The organism is Bradyrhizobium commune (assembly GCF_015624505.1).
GTDB classification, from domain to species: domain Bacteria; phylum Pseudomonadota; class Alphaproteobacteria; order Rhizobiales; family Xanthobacteraceae; genus Bradyrhizobium; species Bradyrhizobium commune.
Genome location: NZ_CP061379.1, coordinates 2,000,906 through 2,023,101, shown reverse-complemented (window position 1 = coordinate 2,023,101; position 22,196 = coordinate 2,000,906). Strand labels below are relative to the sequence as shown.

The window sequence follows — 22,196 nt, the reverse complement described above, 5'->3', positions numbered from 1 at the left end:
TCGATTGTGGAGACACCCTCTCCCCAGCCCTCCCCCGCAGGCGGGGGAGGGAGCGCAGCTACGTCGTCGTTGCAGTTTGCTCTCACGGCTTCAGCCCTGCTCGCCGGCTTTCGGTTTGCGCAAGAGATAAGTGCCGTGCATCGGCGCGTGGTAATCGGCCGAGACCAGCGTGAAGCCGACATCGATCAGCATCCGCTCCATCACCCAGCCGAAGGTGGAATATTCGTCGCGCATGTGCGTCACCACGTTCTCGCGCGAGAAATCGTGGTTCTTGATCTGGTAGTCGGCCCATTGCTCGACGTCGCGCTCGACCGCGTCGGGCATGGAAGCATAGACGATGTCGCGCAGATAGAAGCTCGCGCCCGGCTTCAGCGCACGGAAGATCCGCGACATCGCCACGACCTTCCAGAAATCCGGGAGATGATGCAGCGTGAACTCGCTGACGATCAGATCGTAGGACTCGGGCCGGTAGGAGAAGCTGAGCAGGCCGGCCGATTGCGTGCGCACGGGCGCCTTGCGGTCGCGGGCGTAGATCTCGGCGAGCGCCAGCATCGCCGGGGAGATGTCGATGGCGTCGACCTCGGCGCCCATCAGCGCGGCTTCGGTCGCCAGCACGCCGTTGCCGCAGCCGATATCGGCGATGCGCCAGCCGCGCTGGACCCCCAGCATTTTCAGCGCGGCGCGCGCCCGCAGATCGGCATCGTCATGGGCGTCGTAGATCGACGCAACCGCGGGCTCGATGCCCATCCGGTTCCGCTCGTTATAGTACCAGTCGCGCGCCAGCATGGCTCACATCCCTTCAGGCCCGCGACCGATCGCGGCCACGCCGGTGCGCGACACCTCGACAAGGCCGAGCGGTCGCATCAGGTCGATAAACTGGTTGATTTTGTCGGTATTGCCCGTGATCTCGAACACGAAGCTCTCGGTGGTGGCGTCGATCACGCGGGCGCGGAACGCATCCGCGAGCCGCAACGCCTCGACGCGGTGCTCGCCCTGCCCGCGCACCTTCACCATGGCGAGCTCGCGCTCGATCGAGCGCTTGGTCTGCGTCATGTCGACGACCTGATAGACCGGGATCATGCGGTCGAGCTGGTGCTTGATCTGCTCGATCACCATCGGCGTGCCCGTGGTGACGATGGTGATGCGCGACAGGTGCTTCTGGGCTTCGGTCTCCGAGACCGTGAGGCTCTCGATGTTGTAGCCACGGCCCGAGAACAGGCCGATGACGCGCGCGAGCACGCCGGGCTCGTTTTGCACCAGCACCGCGAGCGTGTGCGTTTCGTTGGGATCGTGGCGATCCTCGATGAAATAGGCGGATGCGGGCTGGTTCATGATCGTCCCCTCTTGTCTCCGTCACGCCATCGCTGGCGCGTCCGTCCCGACCCAACGGCGGAACAGATCGAAATCGATATTGCCGCCGGACAACACGAGACCGACGCGCCTGCCCTTCAGCTTGCTCTTTTCCTGCAACGCCGCGGCGAGTGCGGCAGCACCGGCGCCTTCGGCGAGATTGTGCGTGTCGGTCCAATAGGCGCGGATCGCGGCAGCGACCTCGTCGTCGGTCACCTGCACGATGCGCGAGGCGCCCTTGCGGATCAGCGCAAACGCATCCGCATCGGGAATTCGCGTCGCCATGCCGTCGGCGAGCGTGTTGCTGGTCTCGGTCGCCACGATCTTGCCCGCCGCAAACGACAGCGCGTAGGACGGAGCTTCGGTCGATTGCACGCCGACGATCTCGGTCTTCAGGCCAAGCAGGTCGCGCGCCATGATGCAGCCGCAGATGCCGGAGCCCTGCCCGATCGGCACATAGAGAACGTCGAGATCGGGCGCGGACCCGAACAGCTCGAGCGCGTAGGTCGCAACGCCCAGCACCAGATCCGGATGGAACGACGGCACCATATGGAGACCTGCGAACTGCGCGCGACGCTCGGCTTCCTCACGCGCAGCCTGAAAGTCCTCGCCGTGCTCGACCAGCTCGGCGCCAAACGCCTTCATCGCCCGGTTCTTCTCGACCGAATTACCGCGCGGCACGTAGATCACCGCGGGCACGCCGTGTCGACCAGCGGCAAAGGCCAGGCTCTGGCCGTGATTGCCGCGCGTCGCCGAGATGATGCCGGAAACGTTAGGCCGCTCGCGCTTCAGCCGCTCGAGATAGACCAGCCCGCCACGCACCTTGAAGGCGCCGATCGGCGTGTGGTTCTCGTGCTTGACCACGATTTCGGTGCCGAGTCGCGCGGCGAGCAGCGGCCAGCCGCGTGCCGGCGTTGCCGGCACCGCCTCCCCCACGATCGCATGTGCCCGTTCGAGCTCCTTCAAGTCGAACATGGTATCACACCAGCGCCTTGCCGCCGGCGAACGCTTTTGCGGTCGCCTCGTCGTTGGCCTGCTCCGGCAACAGCATCTCGTTGTGCGCCTTGCCGGAGGGGATCATCGGGAAGCAATTCTCCAGCGCCGCGACGCGGCAGTCGAACAGCACCGGGCGCTTGACCGAGATCATCTCCTTGATCGCGCCCTCGAGATCGGCCGGCTTGTGCACCTGGAGGCCGACGCCGCCATAGGCTTCCGCAAGCTTGACGAAATCCGGCAGCGCCTCCGAGTAGGAATGCGACAGGCGGTTGCCGTGGAGCAGCTGCTGCCACTGCCGCACCATGCCCATGTACTGGTTGTTGAGGATGAAGATCTTGATCGGCAATTCGTACTGAACCGCCGTCGACATCTCCTGCATCGTCATCTGCACCGAGGCGTCGCCCGCGATATCGATGACGAGGCTGTCGGGATGGGCGACCTGCACGCCGATCGCGGCCGGCAGGCCATAGCCCATGGTGCCGAGACCACCCGACGTCATCCAGCGATGCGGCTCCTCGAAACCGTAGAACTGCGCCGCCCACATCTGGTGCTGACCGACCTCGGTCGTGATGTAGGTGTCCTTGCCGCGCGTCGCCTCGAACAGGCTCTGGATCGCGTGCTGCGGCAGGATGACGTCGTTGCTCTTCTTGTAATAGAGCGAGTTGCGCGCACGCCACTGCGCGATCTGCTGCCACCACGCCTTGACGTCGGGCTTCTTCGCCTCCGCCTTGAATACCTGGAGGATGTCGCCGAGGATGTTGCCGCAATCGCCGATGATCGGCACGTCGACGCGGATGTTCTTGTTGATCGAGGATGGATCGATGTCGATGTGGATCTTCTTCGAGCCCGGCGAGAACGCATCGACGCGCCCGGTGATGCGGTCGTCGAAGCGCGCGCCGACGCACAGCATGACGTCGCAATCATGCATGGTCATGTTGGCCTCGTAGGTGCCGTGCATGCCGAGCATGCCGAGCCAGTTCTTGCCCGACGCCGGATATGCGCCCAGCCCCATCAGCGTCGAGGTGATCGGAAAACCGGTGACCTCGACCAGCTCGCGCAGCAGCTTGGTCGCCTCGGGGCCGGAGTTGATCACGCCGCCACCACTGTAGATCACCGGACGCTTGGCATTCGCGAGCAGCGAGACGGCTTTGCGGATCTGCGTCGCATCGCCCTTCACGCGCGGTGCGTAGGAGCGGTGCACGTCGGACTTGCGCGGCGGATGATAGGTGCCGGTCGCAAACTGCACGTCCTTCGGCACGTCGACGAGCACCGGGCCCGGACGGCCCGTTGTCGCAACGTAGAAGGCTTCGTGCAGGACTTTTGCGAGATCGTTGACATCACGCACCAGCCAATTGTGCTTGGTGCAGGGGCGCGTGATGCCGACCGTGTCGCATTCCTGGAACGCGTCGTTGCCGATCAGGTGCGTCGGCACCTGGCCGGAAATGCAGACCAGCGGGATCGAGTCCATCAGCGCGTCGGTCAGCGGCGTCACCATGTTGGTGGCGCCGGGGCCGGAGGTCACCAGCGCGACGCCGGGCTTGCCGGTCGAGCGCGCATAGCCTTCGGCAGCGTGGCCCGCGCCCTGCTCGTGGCGGACCAGGATATGCTGGACCTCGCTCTGCTGAAAAATCTCGTCATAGATCGGAAGCACCGCGCCGCCGGGATAGCCGAAAATATCGGTCACGCCGTGATCGATGAGCGCACGAACGATCATCGCGGCGCCGGTCATCTGGTTCGGATCGTGGCTCTTGTCACTCATTGGCTTGCTCCGGATGCGCTGTTACCAGCGATTTTGTTCGTGTCGGGTTCGGGAAATAAAAAAGGCCCCGAAGAGGGCCCATGCACACCGCCTGTCATGTGGATGGCAGTTAGCCACCCCCGGCGGTGTGCCTGGGTACGACGGCGATAAGGAGTTTGGTAATAATGTTACGCATGGCAGGCGCTCGGCTTCCCAAAGGTTGCGCGAAACATAGCGGTCAAAGCCCGGATGTCAAGGCAATGCGGCCATTCCCGCGTGATTTTGGCAGTGTAGCGGTGTTCCCAGGTTCCGGCGAGAGGTAAAATTGGGAACCCAAGCATAAAAGCGCGTCAGCCGGGGTCCCGCGCCGCATTCGCCGCGGCTGCGAGCCAGCCCCTCGCTTCCACCGGCTTCACCCACTCGAATTCCGGCAGCTGGTGCCGGAACCAGGTGAACTGGCGCTTGGCGTAGTGGCGGGTGTCGGCCCGGCCAACCCTTGCGGCTTCCTCCAGGCCGAGTTCACCGCGCAGATGGCGGACCAGCGCCGGCACGCCGTGGGCCTTCATGGCCGGCAGCAGCGGGTCGAGGCCGCGCGCGGCGAGCCGCTCGACCTCCTTCAGTGCACCGGCACCTAACATGGCGTCGAAACGGGCATCGATGCGGGCATAGAGCTCGTCACGCTCGGGGGCGAGAAACACCGCGCGAAAACTGTCCTTCGGCAACAGCGGCGGCTGGCCCTCGTGGTGCCAGTCGAGCAGCGATCGCCCGGTCGCCTCGACCACTTCGAGAGCGCGCGCGATCCGGCTGCGGTCGCGCAGATTCAATCGCTCGGCCGCGCGCGGATCGCGGCGCGCGAGTTCAGCGTGCAGTGCCTCGACGCCGTTCTGTTCCAGCCGCGCGCGGACGCCCTCGCGCACCTCTGCGGGGATCGGCGACACCACGGAGAGCCCCGCCGTCAGTGCCTTGAAATATAGTCCTGTGCCGCCGATGAAGATCGGCATCTGTCCCTGCGCTTGTGCTTCCGCGAGCGCCTTCGCCGCATCGCTCACCCAGGCACCGGCGGAAAAGTTCACGGCGGCATCGACATGGCCATAGAGACGATGAGGGGCGCGGGCCTCCTCGGCCCGGGTGGGGCGCGCTGTGATAATGTGGAGGTCGCGATAGACCTGCATGGAATCGGCATTGATCACGACGCCGCCGGTGGCGAGCGCGAGCTCCAGCGCCAGCGCCGACTTGCCGCTGGCGGTCGGGCCTGCGATAAGCACGGCCTTGGTTGAATGCCCCTTGCTCACGAAAACCTCAGATGTCCCTCGTCGCCACGCTGATCTGCAACCCCGACAATCCCGCGCTCGACTCTACCATCGTCGACGGCGCCCGTGCCGTGCTGCCCTCGGCCGCACCGGCGCATTGGCTATTCGACGGGGTTGCGGTCGACATTCCTTTCGGCGCCGACAGTAACCTCGAAGGCGACCGCCACGCCATCGAACAGCGGTTGCGCGAGCTTCGCGGCGACCTGCCGATCGACATCGTGGTGCAGCCTGCTGGCGTCCGGCGCAAGAAGCTTTTTCTCGCCGACATGGATTCCACCATGATCGGCCAGGAATGCATCGACGAGCTCGCCGATCTCGTCGGAATGAAGACCCATGTGGCCGCCATCACCGAGCGCGCAATGCGCGGCGAGATCGAGTTCGAGCCGGCGCTGCGCGAACGCGTCGCGCTCTTGAAGGACCTTCCCGCCAGCGTCGTCGACGAGGTGTTGGCCAAGCGCATCACGCTGACCCCGGGCGGCCGTGAGCTGGTCGCGACCATGCGCGCCCACGGCGCCTATACCTGCCTGGTCTCCGGCGGCTTTACGCTGTTCACGCGCGCGATCGCCGCGAAGATCGGCTTCCAGGAGAACCGCGCCAACGAGCTCGTCGTGCGCGACGGCAAGTTCACCGGCGAGGTGAAGGAGCCCATTTTGGGCCGCGCGGCCAAGCTCGCAACGCTGGTGGATCTGATGGAGTCGTTCGATCTCGACGACATCGACTCGGTCGTCGTCGGCGACGGCGCGAACGATCTGGCGATGATCCAGGCGGCGGGACTGGGCGTGGCGTATCACGCCAAGCCGGCCGTGGCCGCTGCGGCAGCTGCGCGGATCGACCACGGCGATCTCACCGCGCTGCTCTATGCGCAGGGGTATCGGCGCGATGAGTTCGCGGAGGCCTAATCTCTCGCTGCACGCCCAGCTACCGTAGGGTGGGCAAAGGCGCACTTGCGCCGTGCCCACCACTCTTGCTGCGATGGCGGAAAGATGGTGGGCACGCTTCCGCTTTGCCCACCCTTACGGGATCGTTCCGTGACTACTGCACGCTCAGCGCAACAAACCGCAGCTCGCCGTCGCCGTTGGACACCAGCAGCAGCACCGACTTCTTGCCGTCCTTCTTGAGCTGATCGACCCGCTTCTGGATGTCGGCGCCGCTCGAGACCGCTTCCTGCGCCACCTCGACGATGACGTCGCCTGCGGAGAGCCGCTTCTCGGCGGCATCCGAATTGGCGTCGACATTGGTGACGACCACGCCCTTGACGCTGTCCTTGATCTTGTAGCGCGTACGCAGATCCTTGTTCAGCACAGCGAGATCGAGGCCGAGCGACTTCTGCGTCACCGGCTTCTCGGGCGGCGGCTCGTCGGTCTTCACCGCGGCCTGCACCTTGTCGGGATCCTGGAGGCGGCCGAGCGTGACTTTCTTGGTCTGCTCCTCGCCCTTGCGGATGATGACGACGTCAACCTCCTTGCCGACCGCCGTGTCGGCGACGACGCGGGACAGATCCTTCGGGTCCTTGACGTCCTTGCCGTCGAACTTGACGACGACGTCCCCGGGCTCGATGCCGGCGGGCTTCGCCGGGCCCTTGTCGTCGACGCCGGCCACCAGCGCGCCCCGCGGCGGCTTGATGTTGAGGCTCTCGGCGATCTCGTCGGTGACGCTCTGGATGCGCACGCCCAGCCAGCCGCGGCGCAGTTCGCCGAACTGGCGGAGCTGGTCGACGACACCCGCCACCGTCTTCGACGGCACGGCGAAGCCGATGCCGATCGAGCCCCCGGAGGGCGAGATGATCAGAGTGTTGACGCCGACGACGTCGCCGTCGAGGTTGAACAGCGGACCGCCGGAATTGCCGCGGTTGATGGCGGCGTCGGTCTGGATGTAGCTGTCATAGGGACCCGAGGAGATATCGCGATTCTTGGCCGAGACGATGCCGGCCGTCACCGTGCCGCCGAGGCTGAAGGGGTTGCCGATCGCGACCACCCAGTCGCCGAGCCGCAGCTTGTCGGAATCGCCGAACTTCACAGCGATCAGCGGCTTCGGCGGCTTGAATTTCAGCACGGCCAAGTCGGTCTTCTTGTCGACGCCGACCAGCTCGGCCTTGATCTTGGTGCCGTCGTTGAGGATCACGTTGATCTCGTCGGCATCAGCGATGACGTGGTTGTTGGTGACGACGACCCCGGAGGTGTCGATGATGAAGCCGCTTCCGAGCGAGTTGGCCTTGCGCGGCGGGCCGCCGCCGTTGTCGCCGCCCTTGCTGCCGCCGCCGGGGCCTTTGCGGTTCTTGAAGAAGTCGTCGAAGAATTCCTCGAACGGCGAGCCGGGCGGCAATTGCGGCATGGTGTTGCTGCCGCCGCCCTTGGCCTCGACGGTCTGCGAAGTCGAGATGTTGACGACGGCGTCGATCACCTTCTCGGCGACGTCGGCGATGCCCTCCGGTCCGCGCGCTTGAGCCGGCGCGCCGAACGCGCTGAAAGCGCCGATGGCGAGCGCGGCCAGCCCAAATCGCACGCCAAGTCGCAACCCAATCGGGCGCAAGCGGGTCGGGGCAATGGTGGCAGCGGTCATTGTGATCTCCAGAAAAAGATTCGGCCCCAAGGTTCAACGCAAGATTCGACCCAAGACTGCGCTCGAACGGGGGGACGGCGCAAGCACGGAGCTTAACGGGCCTCAAGACCTGGATAATAGGGCGAAAACCGGCCCTTCGCCTTCACTTTGACGTTGGCGCAGCGCTCAAATCGGACGTCGCATCACCCAGATCAGGATCAATCCAGCAACCGCCGAACCGATCCCCACCGCACGCAGGACGTTGTCCGGCGTGGCGATGGCGCTCTTCATGGCCTTGCGCATCCAGGCCGGACTTGCCGCGAACATCAAGCCTTCCAGCACGAACAGGACGCCCAGGCCGATGAGGAAGTCGGCGAACGCTATGGACCTCATCGGATTGGAACCTCCCCTTGTGCCGTTCTTGTCTTGAAAAGGGCGGCGGAAGCGCCGCCCGTTGTTTATGGCTTCGCCGGCGTCTCGGCGCCAGCAGAGGTCTTGCCCGACGGATTACCGAAATATCGGAAGAAATCCGAGTCCGGCCGCAGCAGGAAGCGGGTATCGTTCGCCTTCAGTCCGTTCTCATAGGCCGTCATCGACCGGTAGAACGCGAAGAAGTCAGCGTCCTTGCCGTAGGCTTCCGCGAACAGGCGGTTGCGCTCGGCATCACCCACGCCGCGCGTCTGCTCGGCGGTCGAGTTCGCTTCGGCGATGATGACCGTCGCCTCGCGATCGGCCTTGGAGCGGATCTCCTGCGCCTTCTGGCCACCCTGCGCGCGGAACTCGGCCGCCTCGCGCTGACGTTCCGTCTGCATGCGCTGGTAGACCGCCTGGCTGTTCTGCTCCGGCAGGTCGGCGCGGCGGATCCGGACGTCGACGACCTCGATGCCGTAGCCGTCGGCTTCCTTGTCGAGCTGCTCGCGGATGCGTCCCATCAGCTTCTCGCGGTCGTCACGCACCACGGTGATGAAGTTGACCTCGCCGAGCACGCGGCGCAACGCCGCGTTCAAGAGCGAGGTGAGCTGGAGGTTCGCAGCCTGGATCGAGCCCACGCTCTGATAGAAGCGTAGCGCGTCCTTGATGCGGTAGCGCGCAAAGGCGTCGACCACGAGCCGCTTCTGGTCGGAAGCAATCACTTCCTGCGACGGGTTCTCGAGGTCGAGGATCCGCTTGTCGATGTTGATCACGGAATTCCAGGGCGCCTTGAAGTGCAACCCGGGGTCGGTGACGACGTCCACCGGCTTGCCGAATTGCAGCACGATGGTCTGCTCGGTCTGCTGCACCGTGAACAGCGACATGTAGGCGACGATCACGACCAGGAGCGCTGCAAGCAGCGCGACGATGCCTGTAACCGGAGACCTCATCGCGTGCCTCCGCTCGACTGCTGGCCGGTCGTCGCGGGCCGCTTGGCCGAGAGTTCGTTGAGCGGCAGATAGGGCACGATGCTCTGGCCCGAGGAGCCTCCGTCATAGATCAGCTTGTCCGAGCCGCCGAGCACGCGCTCCATGGTCTCCAGGTAGATCCGTTCACGCGTCACGTCGGGCGCCTTCTTGTATTCCTCGTACACTTTCAGGAAGCGCGCGCTCTGGCCCTTGGCCTCGGCGACCGCCTGCTCCTTGTAGCCCTCGGCGGCCTGCACGATTTGCGCAGCGCGGCCGCGCGCTTCCGGAACGATCTTGTTGGCGTAGGTCTGCGCTTCGTTTTGCAGCTGCTCGAGATTAGCGCGCGCCGCCTGGACGTCGCGGAACGCAGCGATCACGTCACCCGGCGGGTCAACCTTCTGCATCTGCACCTGGGTGATGAGGATGCCCGAACCGTAGCCGTCGAGCGTCTTCTGCATCAACTCCTGCACGGTGGTCTCGGTCTGCGTCCGCGCGCCGGTCAGGATCGGCTGGATGTTGGAACGACCGATCACCTCGCGCATCGCGCTTTCGGCAACCGCCTTCACGGTGCCCTCGGGGTTCTGGATGTTGAACAGGAAGTTGCCGACGCCGTTCGGCTTGATGCGCCACAGCACGGTGAAATCGACGTCGACGATGTTCTCGTCGCCGGTCAGCATCAGGCTCTCTTCCGGCACGTCACGGATGGAGCGGCCGCGCCGCGCGGGATCGTCGATCAGCGTCATGCCGATGGAAATGGTGGACACGCGCAGCGCCTTAGGCAGCAGCACCGTCTCGATCGGATAGGGCAGATGATAGTTCAGCCCGGGATCGACGGTGCGCACGTGCTTGCCGAAGCGCAGCACGACGCCCTGCTCTTCAGACTGCACCCTGAAGAAGCCCGACAGCAGCCAGAGCGCAACGATGACGAGCAGGATCAGCGTGATGCCGACGCCGGAGAAATAGCCGCCGGGCATGATCTGCTGAAGCCGGTCCTGGCCGCGCCGCAGAAGGTCTTCCAGATCCGGCGGCCTCGGCCCGACCGGTTGCGGACCTGTGCCCCATGGTCCCTTCGGACCCGAGCCCCACGGGCCACCGCCCTGATTCTTCCACGGCATTCGACGCTCTCCTCGGCAGACCGGGACTAGAACTTGGCCGGCCCGCATTGTCCGGTCCGGCTTTATAGGGGACCGGCAGGTCCCTTACAACGCAGCCATGACCGTCCCACGAGCTATGCTCGGGCGCGGAAAAGTCAATGTAAACATTGGCGAATGCAGTTAATGGGACCGCCGCCGACGATATGTCACATAGGAGAAGTCAGCGCTGTCGTCGGGGCCAGCCGGATGACGGATGCGGCTCATTTCGTCCCAGGCGGCCCTGTCGATCTCGAAATGCGTCTCGCCGTCGGGCCGCGCATGCACTTCCGTGATCTCGAGGCGATCGGCATGATCGAGCCATTGCCGGTAGATCTCGGCACCGCCGATCACTGCGATCTCGGCGGCCGAACGCCGCAGAGCGTCGCCGCGCGCAACCGCGGCGGCATCCGCAGCCGATGTCGTGACGATGGCGCCGGTGGCGCGATAGTCCGCATCGCGCGTGATCACGATGTTGGTGCGCCCGGGCAGCGGCCGGCGCCCGGGCAAGGATTCAAAGGTCTTGCGGCCCATGATCACAGGCTTGCCGATGGTGAGCGCCTTGAAGCGCTGCATGTCGGATTTCAGCCGCCACGGAATCGCGCCACCAGCGCCGATGACACCGTTCTCCGCGATCGCAACGACGAAGACGATCTCCATCAGGGCGCTTTCTCCGCGAGCCGCGCCAATGCGGAGCCGTTGACCCGGCACACCGTCCAGTCGTCCATCATGACCGCACCGAGCGACTTGTAGAAGGCGATCGACGGCGCGTTCCAGTCGAGCACCGACCATTGCAGGCGCGACCAGCCGTTCGCCACGCATTCCTTCGCCAGATAGGCCAGCAGCGCCTTGCCGAGACCTTTGCCGCGATGCGACGGCCGCACATACAAATCTTCGAGATAGATGCCGTGGCGGCCGCTGAAAGTGGAGAAATTGAGGAACCATACCGCAAAGCCGACCGGCTCGCCGTTCCATTCGGCGATCGCGCAAAACAGTCGCGGATCGTCGCCGAACAAGGCGTCAGCGATCATCGCCTCCGTCGCCTCAACCTCGTGCGACAGCTTCTCATACTCAGCGAGCTCGCGGATGAAGGACAGAACGAGTCCGGCCTCGTCAGGATTCGCGCGACGTATCTTCTGAGACATCGGCGCTAGACCGCGACTTCCGCCTTGATGTGCGGGTGCGGATCGTAGCCGACGAGCTCAAAGTCCTCGTAGCGGAAGGAGAAGATGTCCTTCACGTCGGGATTGATCCGCATCACCGGCAGCGCGCGCGGCGCGCGTGTGAGCTGAAGCCGCGCCTGCTCCAGATGATTGGAATAGAGATGGGTGTCGCCGAACGAATGCACGAAGTCGCCGGGCTTCCGTCCCGTGACCTGCGCCACCATCATGGTGAGCAGCGCGTAGGAGGCGATGTTGAAGGGAACGCCGAGGAACACGTCGGCCGAGCGCTGGTAGAGCTGGCAAGACAGTTTGCCGTTGGCAACATAGAACTGGAACAGGCAGTGGCACGGCGGCAGCGCCATCTTGTCGACCTCGGCCGGATTCCAGGCCGAGACGATCAGGCGGCGCGAGTCCGGATTGCGCTTGATCATGTCGACGACGTTGGAAATCTGGTCGATGCTGCGGCCGTCAGGCGCGGGCCAGGAGCGCCACTGATGGCCATAGACCGGGCCGAGATCGCCGTTGGCGTCGGCCCACTCGTCCCAGATGGTGACGCCGTTGTCCCTGAGATATTTGATGTTGGTGTCGCCCTTCAGGAACCACAGCAGCTCATGCACGATCGCCTTCAGCGGCAGCCGCTTGGTGGTCAGCATCGGGAAGCCGGCGGACAGGTTGAAGCGCATCTGATGGCCGAACACCGACAGCGTGCCGGTGCCGGTCCGGTCGGTCTTCTCGGCGCCGTCTGAGAGAATCCGCTCGAGCAGGTCCTGATACTGGTGCATGTGCGATAGAGCCTTTGGGAAGGCGGCGAACTTAGCGGCCACCCCCGTGCTGCGACAGCGTCGATTCGCGGTCCACGGGGATTATACCCTGAAAACTGAGCATTCCCGATGCAAACGACAAGGGGCGGAACTTGCGTCCCGCCCCTTGTCTACCGGCTTGAATGTGTTCGCTAAGTTGCCGCCCCGCGCATGCCGACGCAGGCGGGCGTAGCGCGATCAGTTCTCGGATTCGGTGAACACCTCGTCGCGTTTGGCGCGCAGCATCGGCAGCAGCGTGAGCACCAGCAGGAACGCCGCGATCGCGAGCAGCGCCGCCGAGAGCGGACGCGTCAGGAATACGCTCCAGTCGCCACGCGAGATCAACAGCGCACGGCGCAGGTTCTCTTCCATCAGCGGTCCGAGCACCATGCCGAGCAACAGCGGCGCCGGCTCGAAATCGTGCTTGATCAGCCAGTAGCCGACCAAGCCGAACACGCCGGCGAGGATGACGTCGACCGGCGCATTGTTCACCGAATAGATGCCGATCGCGCAGAAGATCACGATCGAGGGGAACATCAGCCGGTACGGCACGCGCAACAGCCGCACCCAGATTCCGACCAGCGGCAGGTTGATGATGATCAGCATCAGATTGCCGATCCACATCGAGGCGATCATGCCCCAGACGAGGTCGGGCTGCTTCTGCATCACCTGGGGGCCCGGCACGATGCCGTGAATGGTCATCGCACCCACCATCAGCGCCATCACCGCGTTCGGCGGGATGCCGAGCGTGAGCAGCGGGATGAAGGAGGTCTGCGCGGCTGCGTTGTTGGCGCTCTCCGGCGCCGCCACGCCCTCGATCGCACCGCGGCCGAACCGCGATGGGTTCTTGGCGAGCTTCTTCTCGAGCGTGTAGGCCGCAAACGACGCGATCACCGCGCCGCCGCCGGGCAGGATGCCGAGGATCGATCCGAGCGCGGTGCCGCGCAGGATCGCGGGCGCCGAGTCGATCAGGTCCTTCCTGGTCGGCATCAGGCCGGTGATCTTCTGCTGCACGAGATCACGGTTCATCTCGGCGCCGGCGTCGAGATTGCGGATGATCTCGGCGAAGCCGAACACGCCCATCGCCACCGTCGCGAAGCCGAGCCCGTCGGCAAGCTCCGGAATGTTGAAGGCCATGCGCGAGGCGCCGGTCTCGATGTCAGAGCCGACCATCGACAGCAGCAGGCCGAACACGATCATCGCGATCGCCTTCAGCACCGAGCCCTTGGCCAGCACGACCGCGAAGATCAGGCCGAGCACCATCAGCGAGAAATATTCGGCCGGGCCGAACGCCAGCGCGAGTTTTGTCAGCGGCGCGCCAAGCACCGCGATCAGTACGGTCGCGACGCAGCCGGCGAAGAACGAACCGATCGCGGCGATCGCCAGCGCCGGACCGGCACGGCCCTGCTTGGCCATGGCATGGCCGTCGATGGCGGTGACCACCGAGGTCGCTTCGCCTGGAATATTGACCAGGATCGACGTGGTCGAGCCGCCATACTGGGCTCCGTAATAGATGCCGGCGAGCATGATCAGCGCGCCGACTGGCGGCAGTCCGAAGGTAATCGGCAGCAGCATCGCGACAGTGGCGATGGTGCCGATGCCCGGCAGCACGCCGACCAGCGTGCCCACCAGCGCGCCGATCAGGCACATCAGGAGGTTGATCGGAGAGAAGGCGACGACGAAACCGTGAGCGAGGTTGGCAAAGAGCTCCATGACAGCCTCACTGAGCCAGGAAACGCGGGAACATCGGCATCGGCAATCCGAGCACGTAGGGGAAGAGCAGCGCACAGCCGATCGTCAGGCAGGCGCCGACGATGGCCGCCTCTACCCAGCGCGTCTCATGCGAGCCCAGCGCTGCGATCATAAAGCTCGCGAAGGCCGAGACGACGAGCCCGAGCGGACGGATCGCGAGCGCGAAAAACAGGATCGAGAGCATGACGAACAGCGGCCCGCGCCAGGAATAATGCGCAAGCGCCGGCCCCTCGGTCAAAAGGCCCGTCAACGCGATGCCGGCGGACAGAGCGACCAGGAGCCCACCGAACATCCGCGGCGCGGTGCCGGCGCCGAAGGAGAAGCCGCGCATGCCCTGCAAATCGCTCGAGGCCCACAGCGCGAACAAGGCGAGCGCCATCAGGATGACGCCGCCGATATAGTCCTGGCCAGACCTGATGGTCATGAACAGCGTGACGATCGCCACCGCGAACAGCGGATAGGAATAGATCAGCGCCAGCAGCACATCGGATGACGCCTTCTTGGTATCACCACCGCCGATCGCCCCGAGCAGCGCAGCTGGCGCGCCCGCGAGCAGCGCGGTCGCATGGCTGACCACGACGGTGGCCGGACCGCGCCCGGCTCCCCAGCCAAAGATGGTCCCAATCGACCAGATCAATTCGAAGATCTGCGGCGCGAGGGCCAACAGGCAGAAGCCGAGCGCCACTGAGGTGTTTCTTGTGGCTGTCGCCGAGTGGCCCATCGTATCGGCCATGCATGTCTCCTCCGCGACCCCGTAAGTCACGAGCACTGTTGTTCTAATCGGCTGGAAGGGATCCCCGGCCCGGATCATTGCCTAGCGATTTTCATCACACAATGCCAGCAAAACCCAACAGGCCCCCTGCGAGCAGAAGCCACAGCGGATTGGCGCGCGAGACCGAGGCGATCACCGCGACCGTCGCGGTCAGAAGCAGTGCAGCAATGTTGCGATCGGTCGATCGGGCCAGGATCAGGGCGCTGGCAGCCATCAATCCGATCGAGAGCGGAACCAGTGCAGCCTGGATCAGGCCGGGCCAGCGCGACTGGCCCGGCCGGCTCAGGAGCCGGCTGACATAATAGGCAAGCAGCGCTGTCGGCAGGCACATTGCGAGCGTAGCGGCCAGCGCGCCGGGAATGCCGGCAACGGCATAGCCGATGAGCGTGACGATCAGGACGTTCGGACCCGGCGAGAGCTGCGCGATCGCATAGGCGTCGGCGAACTGCTTGTCGGTCATCCAGCGATGCACCTCGACCGCGATGCGGTGCATCTCGGGCACCGCGGCCGCGGCGCCGCCGACCGCGAACAGCGACATCAGACCAAAGGTGGAGATCAGCGCCCAGATCGGGCTCTGGCTGCTCATGCTGCTACCTTCCGCCGCAGCAGGTAAGTCACGCCGACGCTGACGGGGACCGCGACCAGCAGAACCGCCTGGAGCGGCCAACGAAACACACCGATGGCTGCGAACACACCGAGCATCAGGATCAGCGCGACGGCGTCCATCCGCTTGAGCAGCGGCGTCATCATGCGGAAGACCACCGCGATGAGGAGGCCGACGGCGGCGCAGGAGACGCCCGCGAGGACGCGGCGCAGCACATCGACATCGCCGAAACGGGCATAGATGATCGCGAGCACGGTCATGATCAGCGTCGGCGGCAGCAGCAGTCCGGCAAAGGCAGCGACGCCGCCGGCGATCCCGCGCAGCCGCGATCCGAACACCATCGACAGATTGACGATGTTGGGCCCGGGCAGGAAATGACAAAGCGCAAAGGTCTCGTTGAACTCGTCGGCCGTCATCCAGCGGTGCTGATCGACGATGGCGTGACGGGCGAACACCAGAACCCCGCCAAAGCCGGCCAGCGACATCCTGGCGAAGGCCAGGAACAGCGCGACGAGGCCGGGCGGAGAGGCGTGGGCGGCGGGAAGGTCCGGCTCTTGATCCAGTTCTTGGACGGCCGGTGCTGAATCCGGGGACATGTCAGGACCTTAGAACGCCGGTCGCCGCGCCGCCAAGATCGTACCGAGGCCCGTCCCGAACCTATCCAAAGGGAACCGCGCCAAACCCCTGTCTTTCTAAACCTTTGCCCCCTATATTGGGTCTGCCGGTTCGCCGGCTATGGAAATAAACGGTCGTCGCAATAAACCATTCGGACCCGGGGGCGGTACCCGGCGCCTCCACCAAAGCCCACCAGCGAGCACTTCCCAGAGCGGGCTTTGGCGGGGGCGAAATAGGATCGACGAGGGCGTAAAGGGCGTACTTTTTCCCGGTATTGTTCCGCCGTTATCGGGCTACTGCAATAGTTGCCAACGACAACTTTGCTCCGGTTGCTCAGGCTGCGTAACGCAGTTTGAAAGACCATCTTAAAGTCCTAACGGGTTAAGCTCCGTTAGGCGGGGTTCGGAGGCACCTGGCAACAGAAGCCTCCACTTACATTTATTTCCTTCCCGGCGGGGACTCCTGCTGACCCGTCAGGCGCGGTACTATTGCGGCTTGGCGAGTCGGGCCGGCAGGGCCCGTCTCCTGGAATGCAACAGGACCACCATGGCGACCGATCATATCCGATACGATGTGCTGGCCCGCGACGCGCTGCGCGGCGTGCTGCGCAAGGTGCTGACCGACGCCGCGTCCCATGGACTGCCGGGCGAGCATCATTTCTTCATCACGTTCGTCTCGAAGGCCGACGGCGTGAAGATCTCGCCGCGGCTGCTGGCGCAATATCCGGAAGAGATGACGATCATCCTCCAGCACCAGTTCTGGGACCTGACTGTGCTCGAGGACCGTTTCGAGGTCGGCCTGTCCTTTGGCGGCATTCCGGAGCGGCTGATCGTCCCGTTCAGCGCGATCAATCGCTTCCTCGATCCGTCGGTGAAATTCGGCCTTGAGTTCGACACCTCCGATGTCGCAGAGGTCGGACCCGAGACGTTGCCGGCCGCCCCTACCCCCTCGGCTATCGCAGTGCCCGCGCCGGCCAGTGAACCGGCGGAGACCGCGGACGAGCCGACCCCGCCGAACCAGGGCGGCGCCGAAGTCGTGCGGCTCGATCGTTTCCGCAAGAAATGATCAAGGTTGGCTGCGAGAGCGTCGCGCCCGGCCAAACTGCCTATATAAAAGTGCACATGAGAAAGCCGCGCGGCGTTTCGTGCGGCAGAATGGATGTGCCATGGCCAAAATTGCCCGCTTGAAGACCGCCACCCCCGCGACCCGCACCGAGACCGACAGTTTCGGTCCGATCGAAGTGCCAGCCGATCGCTATTGGGGGGCGCAGACCGAGCGCTCGCGCCAGAACTTTCGCATCGGCATCGACCGCATGCCGATCTCCCTCGTGCACGCACTCGGCATCGTCAAGCTCGCGGCCGCACAGTCCAACCTCGAACTCGGCCTGCTCGACCAGCGCCGCGCCAATGCGATCATCCGTGCTGCGCGCGAGGTGATCGAGGGCAAGCTGGATGACCATTTTCCGCTGGTGGTGTGGCAGACCGGCTCGGGCACCCAGAGCAACATGAACCTCAACGAGGTGATCGCCAACCGCGCCAATGAACTCCTCGGCGGCGAGCTCGGCGCCAAGAAGCCGGTACATCCGAACGATCACGTCAACATGAGTCAGTCGTCGAACGACTCCTTTCCCACCGCGATGCATATCGCCGCCGCAAGCCGCATCAATGCCGATCTCGTGCCTGCCCTTGGCGAGTTGCACCGCGCGCTGCGGCAGAAGGAGAAGGAGTTCGCCAAGATCGTGAAGATCGGCCGCACCCACACCCAGGACGCGACGCCGCTGACGCTCGGCCAGGAATTTTCGGGCTATGCCGCCCAGGTCGAAAGCGGCATCGCGCGACTGAAGGTCGCGGTAAAGGATCTCTATCCGCTGGCACAGGGCGGCACCGCCGTCGGCACCGGCCTCAACTCGAGCCCTCGCTTCGCAAAACTGTTCGCCAAGCAGGTCGCAGGCATCACCAAGCTGCCGTTCACCAGCGCCGCCAACAAATTCGAGGCGCTGGCCTCCAACGACGCTTACGTGCTGGCGCATGGCGCCATCAATTCGGTGGCGACGGGCCTGTTCAAGATCGCCAACGACATCCGTCTGCTCGGCTCGGGCCCGCGCTCGGGCCTTGGCGAACTGGTCCTGCCGGAGAACGAGCCGGGCTCATCGATCATGCCGGGCAAGGTCAATCCGACGCAGTGCGAGGCGATGACGATGGTATGCTGCCAGGTGTTCGGCAATCACACGACTATCACGGTCGCCGGCAGCCAGGGGCATTTCGAGCTCAACGTCTACAAGCCCGTGCTCGCCTACAACATGCTGCACTCGATCCGCCTCCTGGCTGACGCTGCACGCTCCTTCACCGAGCATTGCGTCAGCGGCATCCGCGCCAATGAAAAGCACATCAAGGAGCTGATGGAGCGCTCGCTGATGCTGGTGACGGCGCTGGCGCCGAAGATCGGCTACGACAATGCGGCGAAGGTGGCGAAGACCGCGCATGCCAACGGCACCACGCTGAAGGAAGAGGCACTGCGGCTGGGCTTCGTCTCAGGCGAAGAGTTCGACCGTCTGGTGCAGCCGGAGAAGATGACGCGGCCCGGATGAATTCCGAATTCCGATAGTCATCCGTAATGATACGGAGCCCCGAGGCTCATTATTATAAGGCTTAAAGGACAGGATTTGATTACCGTCAATGTTGCGGACGGTTTGCGTGTTACGCAAACTCTTCTGCCCTTGGCGGGGCGAAATTCATCGTTTGATGGCCGGACAGGCCGATTGACGAGGACGAGCAAAATGACAATCAAGTCTTGTGAGGCGCAACGCGGCGCGTTGTTTCTGAATGTTTCATCCTGCCCGGGGAGGATCGGGTGATGGAGACACGGCATGGGGAACGTCATCAACCTGAATCGTTTCAGGAAGCGCGCCGAGCGAGAAACCTCGGCGAAGCAGGCGGACGCCAACCGGGCGAAGTTCGGCCGCACGAAGGCCGAGCGATCGGCGGAGGAGAAGCAGGCGGACCAGGCGAAGGAGCATCTGGACCAGCATCGGATCGATCGCGAGGAGCAGCCATGAAATCGCCGGTCGTGAAACGATCGATCGTGGTCGCCGGCCACAAGACCAGCGTGAGCCTGGAAGAGGCGTTCTGGAACGGCATGAAGGAGATTTCGGGCCTGCGCAACATGACGCTGTCCGAGCTCGTCGGCGAGATCGACAGCAACCGCCAGCAAGGCAATCTGTCCTCCGCGATCCGGCTGTTCGTGCTGGACTACTTCAAGAGCCGCGCCATGGCGCCGCAGCCGGACAAGGTCCCGGCCCAGTAGCCGCAGCCCGCGCTGACCTCACGCTTTCGGCATCTGCACTTTAAAATCACTCTAAGGTGCAGCTTCGACGCGCGCTCGTGCTTGACCTCCATGCCCTGCGTTGAAAATACAGGGCATGACCAACACCAAGACGACGCGCCCCGAAATGCCGCTGGGTCTCGCCCTGCGCGGCTACACCGGCGTCATTCAGCATCTGTCCACCAGGCACACGGGCTCGGCGCTCTCGGACATCGAGCTCGAGAGCCGGCTGATCGAGCTCGGCTTCGTCGAGGGCGCCCGGGTCGAGGTCCTGCACGAGGGGCTGGTCGGGCGCGACCCGATCGCCGTCCGTGTCGACAACATCACGATCGCGGTCCGCCGTCGCGAAGCCATGGCCATCATCGTCGCCTGAGAATCGCGACCCGGATAACTGATCCATGGAAGCTCCTCTGCTGCATCTCGCCCTGGTGGGCACGCCAAACAGCGGCAAGACCTCGCTGTTCAACGCGCTGACCGGCAGCCGGCAGAAGGTCGCGAACTATCCGGGCGTCACCGTCGAGCGCAAGGAAGGTTTTTTCGTCACCCCGCAGGGACGCCAGGTCTCGGTGGTCGACCTGCCCGGCACCTATTCGCTGCGCGGCCGCAGCCCGGACGAGGAGATCACCCGCGACTTCGTGCTCGGCAAGGCCTCCGGCGAAGCCCTGCCCGATCTCGTGCTGTGCGTGGCCGATGCGACCAATCTGCGCCTGACCATCCGCCTGCTGCTGGAGCTGAAGCGCACCGGCCGGCCGATCGTGCTGGTGCTCAACATGTTCGACATCGCAAGCCGCCGCGGCGTCTCGGTCGACGTCGTTAGGCTCGCCAAGGAGCTCGGCGTGCCCGTGGTCACCTCGATTGCGGTGCGCAAGGGCGGCACGGCCGATCTGTTGGCGCTGACCGACGAGATCTCGGCCAAGCTCGCGGCCGAGCCGGCCGAGAACAGCTGGCGCGCGCTCAGCGTCTCCGAATTGCGCGCGACCCAGCGCGAGGCCGACCGCATCATCGCCGACTGCGTCAGCCTGCCCGCTCGCCCCGACACCTGGACCGCGCGGATCGATGCCGTGGTGCTGCATCCGGTCGGCGGGCTGATCGTGCTCGCGGCCATCCTGTTCGTGATGTTCCAGGCGGTGTTCGCCTGGGCGCAGCCGCTGATGGAGCTGCTCCAATCGGGCTTCGATGCGCTCGGCGAGTTCGTGCACGCCACCCTGCCCGCCGGCCTGTTGCAGAGCTTCCTCCAGAACGGCGTGATCTCCGGCGTCGGCAGCGTCATCGTGTTCCTGCCGCAGATCATCATCATCTTCCTGTTCATCCTGCTCCTGGAAGATTTCGGCTACATGGCGCGCGCGGCGTTCCTGATGGACCGCATCATGGGCGGGGCGGGGCTGCACGGCCGCGCCTTCATTCCGCTGTTGTCGAGCTTTGCCTGCGCCATTCCCGGCATCATGGCGACGCGCGTGATCGACAACAAGCGCGACCGGCTGACCACGATCCTGATCGCGCCGCTGATGACCTGCTCGGCGCGCATTCCGGTCTACACGCTGATCATCTCCGCCTTCATTCCGGCCAGGGACGTCTGGGGCTTCATCAACCTGCAAGGCCTCGTGATGTTCGGCCTCTACGCCACCGGCATCACCAGCGCGCTGGCCGTCTCGTTCCTCATCAAGTTCTTCATGCTGCGCGACTTTGCGCCGGCACCCTTCATGCTGGAGCTGCCGGACTACAAGATGCCGCGGCTGAAATCGATCGCGATCGGTATCTTCACCCGCGCAAAAATGTTCCTCCAGCGCGCCGGCACCACGATCTTCTCGATGATGGTGCTGATCTGGTTTCTGGCCTCGTTCCCGCAGCCGCCGGCAGGCGCGACCGAGCCTGCGATCGACTTCAGCCTGGCCGCCATCATCGGCAAGGCGATCGAGCCGCTGCTTGGCCCCGTCGGCTTCAACTGGCAGATCGCGGTCGCGCTGATCCCGGGCATGGCGGCGCGCGAGGTCGCGGTCGCTGCGCTCGGCACCGTCTATGCGATCGAAGGCGGCAAGGAAGCGGCCGAGCAGATCGGCCAGGTTCTGGCAACGAAGTGGTCGCTGGCGACCGCGCTGTCGCTGCTCGCCTGGTACATCTTCGCCCCGCAATGCGCCTCCACGCTCGCCGTGATCCGGCGCGAGACCGGCAGCTGGACCTGGATGGCGGTGACGTTCCTGTACATGCTGGTGCTGGCGTATCTGGCGAGCCTCGTGACGTACAATGTCGCGGTGGCACTTGGAGCCGGTTAGCCTCGCTCGAACCAAAACTGCGAAAACAACCCCATGCACAGTAGACGGGGGTTGGCGGGCGCGTAGTCGGTGACGGCGGCAAAGTTGTTGATGCGTCACGAGGAAACAGACGTAGCGCGCAGGATGGGTAGAACGGAAGCGAATCCCATCATTTCCCGGCACGCGCCCGTGGCGAAGGATTTCGCTTCCGTTCGACCCAACCTGCGCAACTGCGCTCCGCGCCGGTTGACCCGTCGGGCAAAACACCGGCATAATGGCAATATCGGAAATTCAGCAGCGGGCGGCACTCCCCCGCAGCGGTTCGTCGGCGCGGTAGACGCCGAGGACTGAGGCCCGTGCGCCACGCCCCTCTTCCCGCAGTGGAACTCGGGGCCTTCCTTCGAGTTCCTTTACCAACATCCCGTTTCGGCCCGAAGCCTTGGCCATCAGATTTGGGACCAAACCGATGACGCCCTTTT

23 protein-coding genes and 1 other RNA gene are annotated in these 22,196 nt (G+C 64.6%); 8 read left to right on the top strand and 16 right to left on the bottom strand.

Translation table 11 applies throughout. The annotated features are described in order from the left end of the window. Window positions 1–90 precede the first annotated feature (90 nt). From IC761_RS09545 to miaA, 5 genes are all read right to left on the bottom strand, one after another. Window positions 91–786, bottom strand: a complete 696-nt coding sequence (locus IC761_RS09545; RefSeq protein ID WP_195802996.1) for a class I SAM-dependent methyltransferase — start codon at window positions 784–786, stop codon at window positions 91–93. A gap of 3 nt (window positions 787–789) precedes the next feature. Beyond that, window positions 790–1,332: an acetolactate synthase small subunit gene (gene ilvN / locus IC761_RS09540; RefSeq protein WP_195802995.1), complete on the bottom strand. Its 543-nt coding sequence runs from the start codon at window positions 1,330–1,332 to the stop codon at window positions 790–792. A gap of 21 nt (window positions 1,333–1,353) precedes the next feature. Further along, a complete protein-coding gene (locus tag IC761_RS09535; protein ID WP_195802994.1) occupies window positions 1,354–2,325 on the bottom strand; it encodes a threonine dehydratase in 972 nt (323 codons plus the stop codon). Between the two features lie 4 nt (window positions 2,326–2,329). Then, window positions 2,330–4,105, bottom strand: coding sequence for an acetolactate synthase 3 large subunit (locus IC761_RS09530; protein WP_195802993.1), 1,776 nt, complete (start codon window positions 4,103–4,105; stop codon window positions 2,330–2,332). A 329-nt stretch (window positions 4,106–4,434) separates the two neighbouring features. After that, entirely contained in the window at window positions 4,435–5,376 is a 942-nt protein-coding gene (miaA, locus tag IC761_RS09525; RefSeq protein WP_195802992.1) for a tRNA (adenosine(37)-N6)-dimethylallyltransferase MiaA, read from the bottom strand. Between the two features lie 11 nt (window positions 5,377–5,387). On the opposite strand from miaA, the gene serB reads away from it, so the two are divergent. Continuing rightward, entirely contained in the window at window positions 5,388–6,293 is a 906-nt protein-coding gene (gene serB, locus IC761_RS09520) for a phosphoserine phosphatase SerB (RefSeq protein ID WP_195802991.1), read from the top strand. Between the two features lie 133 nt (window positions 6,294–6,426). Here serB and IC761_RS09515 read toward each other — a convergent pair whose 3' ends face one another. The 11 genes from IC761_RS09515 to IC761_RS09465 all read right to left on the bottom strand — a co-directional run bounded on the left by IC761_RS09515 (window position 6,427) and on the right by IC761_RS09465 (window position 16,128). Beyond that, on the bottom strand, window positions 6,427–7,953 hold the full coding sequence (locus IC761_RS09515) for a Do family serine endopeptidase (RefSeq protein ID WP_195802990.1): 1,527 nt from the start codon (window positions 7,951–7,953) through the stop codon (window positions 6,427–6,429). Window positions 7,954–8,118: 165 nt separating this feature from the next. Continuing rightward, a complete protein-coding gene (locus IC761_RS09510; RefSeq protein ID WP_195802989.1) occupies window positions 8,119–8,325 on the bottom strand; it encodes a DUF2065 domain-containing protein in 207 nt (68 codons plus the stop codon). A 65-nt stretch (window positions 8,326–8,390) separates the two neighbouring features. Then, the gene (gene hflC, locus IC761_RS09505; protein ID WP_195802988.1) at window positions 8,391–9,293 is read right to left on the bottom strand and encodes a protease modulator HflC; all 903 of its coding nucleotides are present in this window, start codon (window positions 9,291–9,293) and stop codon (window positions 8,391–8,393) included. Beyond that, window positions 9,290–10,426, bottom strand: a complete 1,137-nt coding sequence (gene hflK, locus IC761_RS09500) for an FtsH protease activity modulator HflK (RefSeq protein WP_195802987.1) — start codon at window positions 10,424–10,426, stop codon at window positions 9,290–9,292. The genes hflC and hflK overlap by 4 nt, the downstream gene beginning before the upstream one ends. 159 nt (window positions 10,427–10,585) lie before the next feature. Then, window positions 10,586–11,101, bottom strand: coding sequence for a dihydrofolate reductase (locus IC761_RS09495; RefSeq protein ID WP_195802986.1), 516 nt, complete (start codon window positions 11,099–11,101; stop codon window positions 10,586–10,588). Beyond that, the gene (locus tag IC761_RS09490; protein ID WP_195802985.1) at window positions 11,101–11,586 is read right to left on the bottom strand and encodes a GNAT family N-acetyltransferase; all 486 of its coding nucleotides are present in this window, start codon (window positions 11,584–11,586) and stop codon (window positions 11,101–11,103) included. The genes IC761_RS09495 and IC761_RS09490 overlap by 1 nt, the downstream gene beginning before the upstream one ends. A gap of 5 nt (window positions 11,587–11,591) precedes the next feature. After that, window positions 11,592–12,386 (bottom strand): thymidylate synthase, encoded by a 795-nt coding sequence (locus IC761_RS09485; RefSeq protein ID WP_195802984.1) that lies wholly within the window; start codon window positions 12,384–12,386, stop codon window positions 11,592–11,594. A gap of 216 nt (window positions 12,387–12,602) precedes the next feature. Then, window positions 12,603–14,117: a tripartite tricarboxylate transporter permease gene (locus tag IC761_RS09480; RefSeq protein ID WP_195802983.1), complete on the bottom strand. Its 1,515-nt coding sequence runs from the start codon at window positions 14,115–14,117 to the stop codon at window positions 12,603–12,605. A gap of 7 nt (window positions 14,118–14,124) precedes the next feature. Further along, window positions 14,125–14,889 (bottom strand): tripartite tricarboxylate transporter TctB family protein, encoded by a 765-nt coding sequence (locus IC761_RS09475; protein WP_195802982.1) that lies wholly within the window; start codon window positions 14,887–14,889, stop codon window positions 14,125–14,127. 94 nt (window positions 14,890–14,983) lie between these two features. Then, window positions 14,984–15,514 (bottom strand): chromate transporter, encoded by a 531-nt coding sequence (locus tag IC761_RS09470; protein ID WP_195802981.1) that lies wholly within the window; start codon window positions 15,512–15,514, stop codon window positions 14,984–14,986. Next, window positions 15,511–16,128, bottom strand: coding sequence for a chromate transporter (locus IC761_RS09465; protein ID WP_195802980.1), 618 nt, complete (start codon window positions 16,126–16,128; stop codon window positions 15,511–15,513). Before IC761_RS09465 ends, IC761_RS09470 begins: the two co-directional genes overlap by 4 nt. Window positions 16,129–16,213: 85 nt before the next feature. Between IC761_RS09465 and ssrA the strand changes: the two genes are divergently transcribed. The 7 genes from ssrA to feoB all read left to right on the top strand — a co-directional run bounded on the left by ssrA (window position 16,214) and on the right by feoB (window position 21,738). After that, window positions 16,214–16,580, top strand: a transfer-messenger RNA (tmRNA) gene (ssrA, locus tag IC761_RS09460). 113 nt (window positions 16,581–16,693) lie between these two features. Further along, window positions 16,694–17,212, top strand: a complete 519-nt coding sequence (locus IC761_RS09455; protein WP_195802979.1) for an SspB family protein — start codon at window positions 16,694–16,696, stop codon at window positions 17,210–17,212. 100 nt (window positions 17,213–17,312) lie between these two features. Continuing rightward, on the top strand, window positions 17,313–18,734 hold the full coding sequence (gene fumC, locus IC761_RS09450) for a class II fumarate hydratase (RefSeq protein WP_195802978.1): 1,422 nt from the start codon (window positions 17,313–17,315) through the stop codon (window positions 18,732–18,734). A 279-nt stretch (window positions 18,735–19,013) separates the two neighbouring features. Then, entirely contained in the window at window positions 19,014–19,202 is a 189-nt protein-coding gene (locus tag IC761_RS09445; RefSeq protein WP_195802977.1) for a DUF4169 family protein, read from the top strand. Further along, window positions 19,199–19,450, top strand: coding sequence for a ribbon-helix-helix domain-containing protein (locus tag IC761_RS09440; protein WP_195802976.1), 252 nt, complete (start codon window positions 19,199–19,201; stop codon window positions 19,448–19,450). The genes IC761_RS09445 and IC761_RS09440 overlap by 4 nt, the downstream gene beginning before the upstream one ends. Before the next feature lie 115 nt (window positions 19,451–19,565). Further along, window positions 19,566–19,841, top strand: a complete 276-nt coding sequence (locus tag IC761_RS09435; protein ID WP_195802975.1) for a FeoA family protein — start codon at window positions 19,566–19,568, stop codon at window positions 19,839–19,841. A 25-nt stretch (window positions 19,842–19,866) separates the two neighbouring features. After that, entirely contained in the window at window positions 19,867–21,738 is a 1,872-nt protein-coding gene (gene feoB, locus IC761_RS09430) for a ferrous iron transporter B (protein ID WP_195802974.1), read from the top strand. Window positions 21,739–22,196 lie beyond the last annotated feature (458 nt).

Bases quoted from the DNA above. Each gene is read 5' to 3' on its own strand.
- IC761_RS09545 (WP_195802996.1), bottom strand. From the start codon at position 786: ATGCTGGCGCGCGACTGGTACTATAACGAGCGGAACCGGATGGGCATC.
- ilvN (WP_195802995.1), bottom strand. From the start codon at position 1,332: ATGAACCAGCCCGCATCCGCCTATTTCATCGAGGATCGCCACGATCCC.
- IC761_RS09535 (WP_195802994.1), bottom strand. From the start codon at position 2,325: ATGTTCGACTTGAAGGAGCTCGAACGGGCACATGCGATCGTGGGGGAG.
- IC761_RS09530 (WP_195802993.1), bottom strand. From the start codon at position 4,105: ATGAGTGACAAGAGCCACGATCCGAACCAGATGACCGGCGCCGCGATG.
- serB (WP_195802991.1), top strand. From the start codon at position 5,388: ATGTCCCTCGTCGCCACGCTGATCTGCAACCCCGACAATCCCGCGCTC.
- IC761_RS09515 (WP_195802990.1), bottom strand. From the start codon at position 7,953: ATGACCGCTGCCACCATTGCCCCGACCCGCTTGCGCCCGATTGGGTTG.
- IC761_RS09510 (WP_195802989.1), bottom strand. From the start codon at position 8,325: ATGAGGTCCATAGCGTTCGCCGACTTCCTCATCGGCCTGGGCGTCCTG.
- hflC (WP_195802988.1), bottom strand. From the start codon at position 9,293: ATGAGGTCTCCGGTTACAGGCATCGTCGCGCTGCTTGCAGCGCTCCTG.
- hflK (WP_195802987.1), bottom strand. From the start codon at position 10,426: ATGCCGTGGAAGAATCAGGGCGGTGGCCCGTGGGGCTCGGGTCCGAAG.
- IC761_RS09495 (WP_195802986.1), bottom strand. From the start codon at position 11,101: ATGGAGATCGTCTTCGTCGTTGCGATCGCGGAGAACGGTGTCATCGGC.
- IC761_RS09490 (WP_195802985.1), bottom strand. From the start codon at position 11,586: ATGTCTCAGAAGATACGTCGCGCGAATCCTGACGAGGCCGGACTCGTT.
- IC761_RS09485 (WP_195802984.1), bottom strand. From the start codon at position 12,386: ATGCACCAGTATCAGGACCTGCTCGAGCGGATTCTCTCAGACGGCGCC.
- IC761_RS09480 (WP_195802983.1), bottom strand. From the start codon at position 14,117: ATGGAGCTCTTTGCCAACCTCGCTCACGGTTTCGTCGTCGCCTTCTCT.
- IC761_RS09475 (WP_195802982.1), bottom strand. From the start codon at position 14,889: ATGGCCGATACGATGGGCCACTCGGCGACAGCCACAAGAAACACCTCA.
- IC761_RS09470 (WP_195802981.1), bottom strand. From the start codon at position 15,514: ATGAGCAGCCAGAGCCCGATCTGGGCGCTGATCTCCACCTTTGGTCTG.
- IC761_RS09465 (WP_195802980.1), bottom strand. From the start codon at position 16,128: ATGTCCCCGGATTCAGCACCGGCCGTCCAAGAACTGGATCAAGAGCCG.
- IC761_RS09455 (WP_195802979.1), top strand. From the start codon at position 16,694: ATGGCGACCGATCATATCCGATACGATGTGCTGGCCCGCGACGCGCTG.
- fumC (WP_195802978.1), top strand. From the start codon at position 17,313: ATGGCCAAAATTGCCCGCTTGAAGACCGCCACCCCCGCGACCCGCACC.
- IC761_RS09445 (WP_195802977.1), top strand. From the start codon at position 19,014: ATGGGGAACGTCATCAACCTGAATCGTTTCAGGAAGCGCGCCGAGCGA.
- IC761_RS09440 (WP_195802976.1), top strand. From the start codon at position 19,199: ATGAAATCGCCGGTCGTGAAACGATCGATCGTGGTCGCCGGCCACAAG.
- IC761_RS09435 (WP_195802975.1), top strand. From the start codon at position 19,566: ATGACCAACACCAAGACGACGCGCCCCGAAATGCCGCTGGGTCTCGCC.
- feoB (WP_195802974.1), top strand. From the start codon at position 19,867: ATGGAAGCTCCTCTGCTGCATCTCGCCCTGGTGGGCACGCCAAACAGC.